The following is an 11,214-nucleotide window of genomic DNA, read 5'->3' as shown; positions in this document are numbered from 1 at the left end:
TTACGATTCTACTCCATTCAAAAGCACATCAGTTACTTTTCTTTCCAGTACCCAACAAGTCATCATTTAAAAAGAATTGCACAGCTTGTTCAAGTTGACTAATAAACCCTTTTTGATATCCATCCAAACGAAGGATAACCTTTCCATTTTTTATTATAAAAGCGCTTGGAAGGTAGGGTGCTTTTAGGTTTTCAAAAAAGGAAATTGGTGCTTGAAAAAAATCATAAGAATACTGTGTTTGTTCTCCAAAATTATTTCCTTCAGAGCCAAGAGAAATTAAATAAGGACTTATCGCATAAAAAGATACCCCGCGTGTTCTAAACTTGGAATATTGAACCTGTAAATCGTAAAGAAAACTTTTGCTTAATCTTGATCGATTTGACCAAACAAAAATGACCGCCAATTTTCCTTTCAAATCATTTTCGCTAAACTCTCTCCCATCAACGCCTTTCAAACTGAAACTTGGCATTGTCATAGACTCCTTCTCCCGAATAGATTTTATGCGCTCTTCAAGTTTTTGATTTTTCAATCTTGAACGGCTTGTATCCCTTAGCCATTGTAAAATGGTTGGGTCTGGTTTTAACGCATAAGCTTTTGCCATTTGTAAAAAAGCTTCATCTGCTTTTTTACTGTCCTTTGCCAATTGATAAGCTGCATCTTTCAAGAGTTCAACCTTTTGCGAAAAAAGGAACTTCTCTGCCAATTCAAATCGTGATTTCGCATTCACAACATCTCCCAATCTAAAGTAGGCACGATACATATTATAATAGGCTTGCCCCCGTAAATCTTCTCGTAGTATTTCATTTAATACAGGAGATTCAATCGTTTCGACTTCCGAGCTTTCATTATATTTCAAAAATGATGGTTGCTCAAGCAAAGCAATAGCTCGATCGCTTTCTTCCACAGCAAAACCGGCAAGATCAGTAGAGCCGGATAAGAAGTATCCTAATTTGATTAAAGTAATGACATCAAAAATGTCTTTATCATAATTGGGTTGTATTACTTCTCTGACATAATTCGGCACCACGCGCGAATACCCACCCTCAGCATATCGGCGATAGAGATAACGAATCGCCATAGATGTAAATCGGGAGTTTTTCAAAGCAGGAGTTCTTCGGTTGGTCGCTGTAATTTCAGCAAAAATCTTTCCTAAATTTTGTCTTGTTACCGTGATACTATCAGGATTTTTATCCGTCATATAATCATACAACTGCTTGAAATGCAAGTCCGTTGTCAGGCTCAATCCGGAATATTTATCTGATAAAATTCTCAAAATTGATTCTTTTCGATCATTCTGATATTCAATTTGAAACCGAGTAACAAGATTCAACGGGTGAAGAAAGTTATCATAGAGTTGCTTCATACTTTCAAAGGCTTTTTGCTTTTCGTTAAGTGTGTATGCATAAGTAAGCCCTATGGATTGCAAGTAGCCGTAATCATTGTAAAAAACCTTGAAGCCATTGGTGATGTCTTGAGCTATAACCGCTTTGATTGAATCAGTTCCACCATATTTCTGATGGAAGTAATGCCAATAGGCTGTATAAGTGTAAAAATTTTTAGGGTATAGTGCTCTCTCTTTTAAAAGATAGAATAGAACCGAATCAATGGGTTCCCCTGCAAAGTTTTTAGCGAGGGCTAAACGATAGAAAGTTTCTGAAACCGGTGCGTCGTTCAGAAAAACATGATAATGCTGATACTTACCAGTATCTTCAGGAGAAACACCCGTCAACTTATAAGAGACAATTCTCGCATTATCGGGCAAAGGGACGCGTGCTACCCAATATGAATTTTTGTATGGCTTTAGGTCAACCGAAAAAATCACCGGATTCTCAAATTCATAAAACTGAGGAGACCAAAAAGAAAGGGTATAAATCGCTTTTGGGCTTAATGTACTATCAAACTTTTCTTTCCGATAGACGAAATTAAAGGTGTCACGAATAGCAGTCGGTTTCGATTCATAAACAATAAATTCTTCTAAGGGTTGAGTAGTAATGCAAGAAGAAAGGTTCGCGGCGAGAATCATCGCGAGTCCTAAACCTAGAAAAGAGAAAAAACTTGCATGCAATTTTCTAAAACAATTCATCCTTTTTACATTTAGATTATAGTGGAAATTCTTATGAATTGGGTGTTCGCTATTGATTGTTCCCCATTAAAAGCAGAAAAGCTTAGTCACAGATGTTACTTCGCGAATTGAATTCACTTAAACCTTGCAAATAACTTTTTTATGTTGGCACCGGTTTGAAGCGCGAAACATCGGTAAACAGCTCTCTCAATTTTCAAAGAATGAAATCAAAACTCCTTCAATTTGAAATCGTGAAACGATAAATAATACTCTAACCCTACCGATTACAAATAACAAAGAATTTATCGGAACAGGCTGAAGATTCATCACATTCTTTCGCTTTTAATCCCCAAATCTTTTAAAATACAAATAGTGTAGCGATTCAACATCATGTCTTGGCTCATAATGCTTAAACGCTTTCTAACTTAGTTATTTTGCTTTAGCTTGGGTTGATTTTGACTGACTTCTCCACCAATAGAAAACAGGGATTCCAAGAAGAACGATGCCAAGTCCGGGGAAAGTGTACTCAGGCTTTTTTATCAGAAGAATCACACAAATAATTGACGCTATAATGATATAGATGGCTGGAAGTATCGGATACCCAAATGCTTTGTATGGCCGCGGTACCTCGGGGCGTTTCGCTCGAAGAATAAACACACCACCGATGGTAAGGATATAAAAAAGCAAGACCGCAAAAATGACGTAATCCAAGAGTTGACCGTATGAGCCTGATAAACATAACAACGAAGCCCAAACCGTTTGTACAATTAGAGCCCAAGAAGGAACTGACTTTGAGCTTAATTCTCCTGCCTTTTTGAAGAAAAGTCCATCTTTGCTCATCGCATAATACACACGTGCTCCAGCCAAGATTAATCCGTTGTTACATCCAAAAGTTGAAACCATTATAAGTGCTGCCATTATCAGAACGGCAGCATCTCCAAATATGACACTTACGACCGCAGTTGCAACTCGCTCGGAGGTAGCAAACTGAATTCCTCTTTCAATAACTGTAGCACCATCAGGCATTCCTTTTAGTGGTAAAACTAAGAGATAAGCAATATTGGCAAGAATGTAAATTGCAGTTACAATTGCAGTCCCGAAAAACAATGAGAGCGGGATATTCTTTTCGGGGTCTTTTACCTCTCCGGCAGTGAATGTTATGTTATTCCAAGCATCCGAAGAAAAAAGTGAGCCGACCATTGCTACACCGATTGCTGAAATCAATGCGACAATGCTTAATCCTGAGGCTATGCCTTCTTTCGTGCTAGAGGAAGGACTCCAGAAATCATGAAAATTTGCATTCACTGCAATTTCATTTTTCCCTAAAAAAATACCGACAACAATTAATGCGAAAAGGGCAATTGATTTCGCGCCTGTAAATGTGTCCTGCACCCACTTTGCCTCTTTGACTCCTCGAAGATTTATTCCCGTTAAAAGTACCAAACTTCCAATCGCTAAAATCTGTGCAGCGGAAATGCGAATATTTCCGATTGAGAAAAGAATATTTTCTTCGCTAAAAACAGGAAAAAATACTGCAGTAAATTTTGCAAAAGCAACCGCAACGGCAGCGATTGTCCCTGTTTGAATCACCAAGAAAAGAGTCCAACCGTAAAGAAACCCAATAAGAGGATTATAACTTTCCTTTAAGTACACATACTGCCCACCCGCGTGCGGCATCATTGCTGCGAGTTCGCCATAAGATAGCGCTGCAATCAATGTAACAAGTCCGGTTATCAGCCAAACCATTAAAAGCCATCCCGGTGAACCGACTGAACGCGCTATATCTGCACTTACTATAAAAATTCCTGAGCCTACCATTGAACCTACGACAATCATTGTCGATGACCATAAGCCCAATTCTCTCTTAAATTCTGTTACAGGGTGTGAGATAGGTTTTGATTCTGAATTTGACATTGAAACCAATTTTTTTTCCAAAAAAAATTACAAAAGCATTAAGCTAAAACAACTGACAAGAGAAGAAATACTTTACTCCATTTTCAATATTCTTTATTGGAACAAGGAAAAGCGAGCAGCTAAGTTCATTTTCAAAAAAAAGCTATTGATTCATTTTGAAGCGACACGATTATGAAAAAAGGGTTCTTTCGAACCCTTTCCAATTTTTTACCCCTTCCAACTTTACATCGCCATTCCGCCGTCAACTCGAACAGTCTCTCCGGTTATATATTTAGATAAAGATGATGCAAAAAAAAGAACTGCATCTGCCACTTCCTCGGCGCTTCCTGCTCTCTTTAATGGGATGACATTCTCAAACATTTTTTTCTGCTCTTCGGTCAAGACCTCAGTCATTTCAGTATCAATCCAGCCCGGCGCAACGCCATTCACCAAAATGTTCCTTGAGGCCAATTCCTTCGCACAAGATTTCGTAAACCCAATCATACCCGCCTTTGATGCGGCATAGTTTGCCTGACCGGCATTTCCTGTAATACCGATGATTGAAGTGATGTTGATTATTCGCCCGTCACGCTGAGACATCATCGGCTTTACCGCAGCTTTTGTATAATTGAATGCACTTTTCAAGTTATTGGAGATCACATCATCAAATTGTGCCTCAGTCATTCTTAGGAGCAAAGTATCGCGCGTGATTCCGGCGTTATTGACCAAGATGTGAAGCGCACCAAATTCCTTAACAGCTAATTCAATCGCAACTTGCGCTTCACTAAACGAGGCTGCATCAGCTTTTATTGCGAGAGATTTTCGACCCATTGCTTCAATTTCGTTTTTAAGAGCAACAGCTTTTTCTTCAGACGCTTTATAGGTAAATGCCACATTGGCACCTGCTTCTGCCAAACGCTTCACGATAGCGCGGCCAATTCCGCGAGTTCCGCCTGTAACAAAAGCTGATTTTCCGGTAAGTGAAATTTCCATAGTTTTTGTAATTGATAAGAAAATCAAAGTTAAAAAAGGGATTTTAAAAAAGGTAAGGAAGGAGATTGAAAGAAAAAAAAGCGAAGAAGGAATTCAATCTGGGGCTTGGGCGATTGACGGGGATCGAACCCGCGGCCTTCAGGGCCACAACCTGACGCTCTAACCAACTGAGCTACAACCGCCATATGAGTTTTTATAAAACTCGTGTGCCCGACAGGAGTCGAACCTGTGACCCACAGCTTAGAAGGCTGTTGCTCTATCCAACTGAGCTACGGGCACAAAACCCTTAATTCACTTTGTCGGGGCACCGAGACTCGAACTCGGGACCTCCTGCACCCAAAACAGGCACGCTACCAGCTGCGCTATACCCCGCGACCAAAACTACCGTAGTGAAATAAGGGCGCAAATATAGGGCTTTTCGTGAATAACCACAAAGCAAAATTTACGGTAAATTGGAATATTGAGACATTGACCGTTGTATATTTGCCTATAAAAATTAGAATCCTTGTGAAACATCTCGTTTACGTTTGTACCAATGAACGACCACCGGTTGTTCCAAAACCAAGTTGTAACCCCCGTGGTGGAAATATCCTTTTTCAACTACTAAAAGAATCGGTAGAAAAAAATGGTCTTGACGCCGAAATTCAAGAAAGCGGTTGCTTAGGTGCCTGTAATGATGGATGCACGATTCTTGTTCATACAGACACCACTTGGTATGGAAATGTGCAACCTTCAGATATTGACGAAATTGCAAACTCACACTTAGCCAATGATCATCCTGTTTCAAGATTATTTATAAAAAAATTAATGCTTCGTCGTACTTATTAACTTTTATTTCAAAAACAAACCTAAAAAAGGAGAAATTATGTCTTTAACCATCGGATCACCGGCACCCGATTTTGAACTCGATAGCACAGACGGGTCAAAAGTGAAACTAAGTTCCTTCATTGGAAAGAAAAACGTCCTACTTTCTTTCTATCCTCTTGATTTCACGCCAGTCTGCACGGCTCAAAACTGCAGCTATTCGCAAGAGTACTCAAATTTCGATCAACTTGATACCGTTGTACTTCCAATCAGCGCAGATTCAAAATTTGCGCATCAAGCCTTTCGTGAAAAGTATAACATGCAGCATCACCTTCTTTCGGATATCCATCGTGATGCGACAAAAAAATTCGACATTCTCTTTGAACCTCTCAATGTGAGCAAAAGAGCTTATTTCTTAATTGGAAAAGATGGCTTATTAAAGTGGATGCACATTGAAAAGGAGCTAAAAGACAGCCGTACGAACGAGGAGTTACTCGAAGCTGTAAAAAGTGCATTGAATTAATTTGAACTAAGAAAAGGGAGGTACTATCCTCCCTTTTTTCACTTAACAATTTTTTATGAGTAAACTGATTCTTATTCGGCACGGTCAATCTCAATGGAATTTAGAAAATCGATTCACCGGTTGGGTTGATGTTCCAATTACTGAAAAAGGAAGAGCCGAAGCTCGAAGTGCCGGCGAAAAGATTAAGGATATTCCGCTTGACTTAGCCTATACTTCTGTTTTATACCGTGCAATCGAAACTTTAATTCGTGCGTTAGAAGGGGCCAATCAGTTAAATGTCCCAACTTATTTTCATCCAGCTCTGAACGAACGCCACTATGGTGCTTTACAAGGTTTGAATAAAGCTGAAACGGCTAAAATCTACGGCGATGAACAAGTTAAAATTTGGCGTAGAAGTTATGATGTTCCTCCTCCTTCGGATAAAACCGATTTAAACCCCGAGGGATTTACAGAAAGCCTAAAAGACACGGCTGCCAGAGCGATTCCTTACTTTAATGATGAAATTCTTCCAAAAGTCAAGGCGGGCAAAAATGTCGTTGTTTCCGCACACGGCAACAGCCTTCGCGCAATCGTAATGTCTTTAGATGGTCTTTCCAAAGAAGAGGTATTAGAACTGAATATCCCAAATGGTGTTCCGATTGTTTACGAATACGACGGGGATAAACTTACTTCAAAATCGATTCTAAATTAAATGAATTTAGGCATCGATATCATCGAAATTCCCCGTATTCGCGAGGCTTGCCAACGATACGGGGATCGATTTATTCGAAAGGTACTTACTGAAAAAGAAGCAAGTTATTGCCTTTCGAAAAAGAATCCCTTCGAAAGCATTGCGGTAAGGTTTGCAGCCAAAGAAGCCTTTTCAAAAGCAATCGGAACCGGAATCACAGAGCATTTTGGGTGGCACTCTGTTGAAATTCTTCGTGATGATTCAGGTAAACCTGTGATTAATTTTTTTTCACCGCTGACCCATCTTGATCCCGAAAAAGTTCGGGTGAGCCTTTCTCATACACATAAATATGCCATTGCGGCTGTGATTATTCTTCCTTAATTCAAAACTTTCTTAAAAGATGATTCTTGATAAACTTCGAAACGGCCATCATTACACTTCGTATCATCCAAGGCTCAAACAAGCCTTCGATTATCTTCTTACGACCGATTTAAAGTCGCTTTCGCCCGGTAGTCATGAAATTGATGGTAAAGAGATTTTTATCATCGTAGCAGAAGACAAAAGAACTCCTGAAACAAAGCAAAATGAAAAATTAGAAGTTCACAGAAAATATATTGACATTCAACTCTCAATCATCGGAAGCTTTCCGATTGGCTGGCGAGGGCTTGAGGACTGCAATTCTCTCGATAAACCATACAATGAAGAAAATGACTATTTACTTTACTCAGATCACTCTACCTTTGAAATGACCGTTGGTGAAGGTGAGTTCGCCATATTTTATCCCTTTGATGCCCATTCGCCACAGCCTCCAAAAGACTATGTCAAAAAAGCGATTGTTAAAGTTGCTGTATAAAATTTAAGATGCCCGAACCACTTCAAGAACTCAACGAGTCATTATTCTTTACGATCAACAATGGACTTCAAAATCCAGTCAATGACTATTTGATTGGCTATTCAACCTTTTTAGGTGATGGCAAATTTTTATTTCCGATTCTTGTGATTTCATTGTTCCTTTTTCGACGAACTGAGTTTTTAAAGTACCTGCTTCTTGCAGTCAGTACTTTTGCAATTGCAGGGATTGTTCTAAATCTTATGAAAGCAATGTTTGGTATGCCTCGTCCTTTAACTTTTTTTAAGGAATCGATAGAAATAGGGCAAGTTGCAATTAATGTGATGTTTGAACCATTGTATTATCATTCATTCCCTTCGGGTCACTCTCAAACGGCATTCACGGCGGCACATTTTATTTCAAAAGTATTTTTAAGGAGCGGAGAGGGTGAGCAGATGTTTCTCTGGAAAGGCTTGCCTTATCTGGTCGCAATTGTCGTGGGAATATCAAGAATTTATGTTGGAGCGCACTTTCCGATTGATGTATTTATTGGCGCACTTTTGGGATGGGGAATCTCAAGTGGCCTTTGGTGGTTTTATGTAAAAATGAAACTGGTCTCAAAAATTTAACTGACAAATCAATGCTTTTAAGACCACAGTCTTTATTGCTTGCAATCTCAATCACTTGCGCACTATTGAATGTCAATACTCTTCCGCTATGGGATTATCGCTTTGAGGATGCAGAGGGCCTTATGAGGGTTTTTGCATTTGGACGATTCGGGTTCGGGGGCGGGAGTGTAACCTTGCAATTTTGGGCAATGAATGGGTCAATAGGATTGCTAATTCTTTTCTCTATCTCTGCGCTACTTTTTTTTAAGAATCGAATATGGCAAGAGCGATTAACTGCTTTAGCAATGATTTCCTCAATTCTTTCTATCGGGTTTTCACTTTTTGCAGTTTTTGGGCTAACTGTAAAATTAGGAGCTGGGAGTGTTTCGCATATTCCGCAAGTTGGATTTTATTTGCTTCTTCTAATTCCCTTTTTACTTGGTTTTGCTCGTTCATTAATCAGAAAGGATGAAGAAACAGCAAGTGCTTACCGAAGGCTATAAATCGACCTTGACATCAACTTCTTTATTTAAAAATTTGCTCTTATTCCGAAACTCACCGTGCTTGGCGAGTTCGTCAAAATACGATCATTTCCACTTCCACTTTCTGTAATATCATCACGATAGGTATTGGCGAAGCGAAAGGCAATTTCAAATTCTCGAATAATTTGATAACGGGCATTCAAAAAGAATCGCCTTCCTCGACCGTTATGCGCGAAAATAGTGGCAAGAAGCGGCAAATCATTTTCGTATGCGTAAATCGCAGCATCAAATGAATCAGTTTGGTAAACGGCAACACGCATATCAACACTTAATTTCCTTCTTAACAAATCAAGACCCACATCTTGTGCAATCAACCAACCAAATAACTTATTCGTACTTTGCTCTGTGCCTTTTGTGACATTTTTCAGTTCAACCCTTGTTCGCAATCGAATTTCAGGTGTCAGTTGAAAAATAAAATCATTACGAATTCTCTCAAGTAAAATGGGAACCGCCGAGCGAAAGGAAAGCCCCCGCTCGTCTTCAATTGTCAAGGCTTCTTCAGTTGTTTTTCTTTGAACGAGGGTTTCAAGCACAATATTTTTTGTAGGTCGATAGGTAGATTGTAAAAGTAAGTCAATCCCGCTTGCTGGAAGAATTGAAGTAAAACTGATGAAAGGAAAATAGTAGTAATCGGCATATCCTCTCACTTTAACTTTCTCGCTGAGCGACGTCTCGAGACCGAGGTAAACCCCCCGTTCATTACGGCCGTCATTTCCTCGCTCAGCAAACGCATTTGCAAAAGGAGAATAATAATTTTGATCAAAAAATCTTCCAATTACAACACCTCGGGTACTATTCCCAAAATTCAATAAAATCCCTCCAAGGGTTGAAAACACATTTTGTTCTTTACTGTAAGCAAGTTCCCCAAAGAAGTTGATGTTATTCCAAAGGATATCCCAATCGATTGAGCCGGAAGTCGCAAGTGAACCTTGAAATGCGCCAACATTTCTTAACTCATCTGCCGGAATAAGCGGCTTTGAAAATTCTGTTTGAATAAGTGAAACCCCAAAATGAAAGTAACCGCTGAAGAAAGATTTATCAAAATCAAGATGGCCGCCGAAAGTAGTTTGCTCCAAATTCCCTCTTCTTAGGCGCTCCGATTCTGTTCGATAAAAACCATCAAGATCAAAACTGCTAAATGAAGTATCGCTCTGACTTGTTGAGAATTGATTTTTGGAGTAAAAACCGGTCACTTCAAAATCGCTGAGACGCACTTGTGTTGCAGCACCGCGAAAAAAACCATATTCGGCAACAGAAGTGTATGGGCGAACGGTTTGAGAGGTTTGCTTTGAAGAGAGAATAGCTTCTGGACTTTTGAAAAAGGGTCTGCCCGTTGTCATTACAAGTCCTTGTCCGAAGCGTAGGTTATAGTCTCCGATAATTAACGAACGCAGATTGTAGAGATTCTTGACTTGAAAAGTTGCAGAACGAAAGTCTGTAAGCGATTCCTCACCACTGTCCTTTTCTCCTAAACCCGAAAGAAAGAAGTTCTCCGAAATAGCGATTTGAATTCGATTATAAATTTTAGGAACACTTCCTGAATAAGCAGCACGGAAGGTTGTATCTCGAATCCCCGTCAAGCTATCCGTAGATATAACGATTTGACTCATTGGGTCAAACCCAAAACGTGAAGGCACTTCTGTAATTGCTCTCGAAATCACTTCAATTCGCGTTCTGTTCATAAGCTCTCCGCGACGAAGATCATTCAAAAATGCAGGCAAATCTGGGTCTGATTCAACTTTTGCTTCTTCAACCTTAAAAATGTCTTTTAGGTAGAAAAATTTTTCACCGCCTAAAATTTCACGAAGCGGGTCAAGAGAACTAAATCTTCCAAACCTCGAGCGATACTCAGCGATTTTCTTGGCTTCATCTGGAGAAAGAAATGGGATAGCTACAAATTCGAGCACACTTGCTGTGTTTAAGTCAATCTTCTGAAGTCGAAGCAAATTCAGTTGCTCAAGCAATTCATTGTTATCAGCTGATTCAGCCGAGAGATCAAGAACACGATCTATAAGTTGCCGTCCCAACAGGGAATCGGAAACAACAAGTTTTGAACTATCTGCTCTTAAATAACTTGGGATGGAATCGGTTAATACAGGAGAAGCCACTACTTGAGAAGGAAAGAAAAAAATAAAGAGCGCGTTAACCCATAGAACTGCCTTTGCAATACTCTCGTGCAAGTCTCGATCGTGCTCTTTATTGCTTCTTTTCATTTTTTTTGAGTCATTTGCTTGTAGAACAATTCTTTATGTTCAAACTGTTCGGAAACTTTTTGATCGACTTTTACTTC

11 protein-coding genes and 3 tRNA genes are annotated in these 11,214 nt (G+C 39.5%); 7 read left to right on the top strand and 7 right to left on the bottom strand.

The window, feature by feature from the left end:
* Nucleotides 1–28 precede the first annotated feature (28 nt).
* From SFU91_10625 to SFU91_10600, 6 genes are all read right to left on the bottom strand, one after another.
* Nucleotides 29–2,083, bottom strand: coding sequence for a redoxin domain-containing protein (locus tag SFU91_10625; GenBank protein ID MDX2129475.1), 2,055 nt, complete (start codon nt 2,081–2,083; stop codon nt 29–31).
* 408 nt (nt 2,084–2,491) lie between these two features.
* Nucleotides 2,492–3,976: an amino acid permease gene (locus tag SFU91_10620; GenBank protein ID MDX2129474.1), complete on the bottom strand. Its 1,485-nt coding sequence runs from the start codon at nt 3,974–3,976 to the stop codon at nt 2,492–2,494.
* A gap of 222 nt (nt 3,977–4,198) precedes the next feature.
* Nucleotides 4,199–4,948 (bottom strand): 3-oxoacyl-[acyl-carrier-protein] reductase, encoded by a 750-nt coding sequence (gene fabG, locus SFU91_10615; protein MDX2129473.1) that lies wholly within the window; start codon nt 4,946–4,948, stop codon nt 4,199–4,201.
* Nucleotides 4,949–5,056: 108 nt separating this feature from the next.
* Nucleotides 5,057–5,130: transfer RNA gene (locus SFU91_10610), tRNA-His, on the bottom strand.
* Nucleotides 5,131–5,153: 23 nt separating this feature from the next.
* Nucleotides 5,154–5,227 (bottom strand) — tRNA-Arg (locus SFU91_10605).
* Between the two features lie 20 nt (nt 5,228–5,247).
* A tRNA-Pro gene (locus tag SFU91_10600) sits at nt 5,248–5,320 on the bottom strand.
* A 135-nt stretch (nt 5,321–5,455) separates the two neighbouring features.
* Between SFU91_10600 and SFU91_10595 the strand changes: the two genes are divergently transcribed.
* The 7 genes from SFU91_10595 to SFU91_10565 are packed head-to-tail and all read left to right on the top strand — an operon-like array spanning nt 5,456 to nt 8,885.
* Nucleotides 5,456–5,776: a (2Fe-2S) ferredoxin domain-containing protein gene (locus SFU91_10595; GenBank protein ID MDX2129472.1), complete on the top strand. Its 321-nt coding sequence runs from the start codon at nt 5,456–5,458 to the stop codon at nt 5,774–5,776.
* A gap of 37 nt (nt 5,777–5,813) precedes the next feature.
* Nucleotides 5,814–6,275, top strand: coding sequence for a redoxin domain-containing protein (locus SFU91_10590; GenBank protein MDX2129471.1), 462 nt, complete (start codon nt 5,814–5,816; stop codon nt 6,273–6,275).
* Nucleotides 6,276–6,330: 55 nt separating this feature from the next.
* On the top strand, nt 6,331–6,966 hold the full coding sequence (locus SFU91_10585; protein MDX2129470.1) for a 2,3-bisphosphoglycerate-dependent phosphoglycerate mutase: 636 nt from the start codon (nt 6,331–6,333) through the stop codon (nt 6,964–6,966).
* Complete coding sequence (gene acpS, locus SFU91_10580; GenBank protein ID MDX2129469.1) at nt 6,967–7,326, top strand: holo-ACP synthase; 360 nt, start codon at nt 6,967–6,969, stop codon at nt 7,324–7,326.
* 19 nt (nt 7,327–7,345) lie between these two features.
* Nucleotides 7,346–7,798 (top strand): YhcH/YjgK/YiaL family protein, encoded by a 453-nt coding sequence (locus SFU91_10575; GenBank protein MDX2129468.1) that lies wholly within the window; start codon nt 7,346–7,348, stop codon nt 7,796–7,798.
* A gap of 8 nt (nt 7,799–7,806) precedes the next feature.
* Nucleotides 7,807–8,403: a phosphatase PAP2 family protein gene (locus SFU91_10570; GenBank protein MDX2129467.1), complete on the top strand. Its 597-nt coding sequence runs from the start codon at nt 7,807–7,809 to the stop codon at nt 8,401–8,403.
* Nucleotides 8,404–8,414: 11 nt separating this feature from the next.
* The gene (locus SFU91_10565; protein MDX2129466.1) at nt 8,415–8,885 is read left to right on the top strand and encodes a DUF4293 family protein; all 471 of its coding nucleotides are present in this window, start codon (nt 8,415–8,417) and stop codon (nt 8,883–8,885) included.
* A 26-nt stretch (nt 8,886–8,911) separates the two neighbouring features.
* On the opposite strand, the gene SFU91_10560 is transcribed toward SFU91_10565, so the two are convergent.
* Nucleotides 8,912–11,137 carry a helix-hairpin-helix domain-containing protein gene (locus SFU91_10560; GenBank protein MDX2129465.1) on the bottom strand — a complete coding sequence of 742 codons (2,226 nt, stop codon included), beginning with the start codon at nt 11,135–11,137 and terminating at the stop codon, nt 8,912–8,914.
* Nucleotides 11,138–11,214: the final 77 nt, after the last annotated feature.

This window comes from Chloroherpetonaceae bacterium (genome assembly GCA_033763895.1).
In the GTDB taxonomy this organism is placed as follows: domain Bacteria; phylum Bacteroidota; class Chlorobiia; order Chlorobiales; family Thermochlorobacteraceae; genus JANRJQ01.
Note: the sequence above shows the minus strand (reverse complement) of the source record. Positions and strands in the feature narration are given on the sequence as shown.

Coding starts and splice junctions, on each gene's coding strand:
- SFU91_10625 (MDX2129475.1), bottom strand. CDS start 2,083: ATGAATTGTTTTAGAAAATTGCATGCAAGTTTTTTCTCTTTTCTAGGT.
- SFU91_10620 (MDX2129474.1), bottom strand. CDS start 3,976: ATGTCAAATTCAGAATCAAAACCTATCTCACACCCTGTAACAGAATTT.
- fabG (MDX2129473.1), bottom strand. CDS start 4,948: ATGGAAATTTCACTTACCGGAAAATCAGCTTTTGTTACAGGCGGAACT.
- SFU91_10590 (MDX2129471.1), top strand. CDS start 5,814: ATGTCTTTAACCATCGGATCACCGGCACCCGATTTTGAACTCGATAGC.
- SFU91_10585 (MDX2129470.1), top strand. CDS start 6,331: ATGAGTAAACTGATTCTTATTCGGCACGGTCAATCTCAATGGAATTTA.
- acpS (MDX2129469.1), top strand. CDS start 6,967: ATGAATTTAGGCATCGATATCATCGAAATTCCCCGTATTCGCGAGGCT.
- SFU91_10575 (MDX2129468.1), top strand. CDS start 7,346: ATGATTCTTGATAAACTTCGAAACGGCCATCATTACACTTCGTATCAT.
- SFU91_10570 (MDX2129467.1), top strand. CDS start 7,807: ATGCCCGAACCACTTCAAGAACTCAACGAGTCATTATTCTTTACGATC.
- SFU91_10565 (MDX2129466.1), top strand. CDS start 8,415: ATGCTTTTAAGACCACAGTCTTTATTGCTTGCAATCTCAATCACTTGC.
- SFU91_10560 (MDX2129465.1), bottom strand. CDS start 11,137: ATGAAAAGAAGCAATAAAGAGCACGATCGAGACTTGCACGAGAGTATT.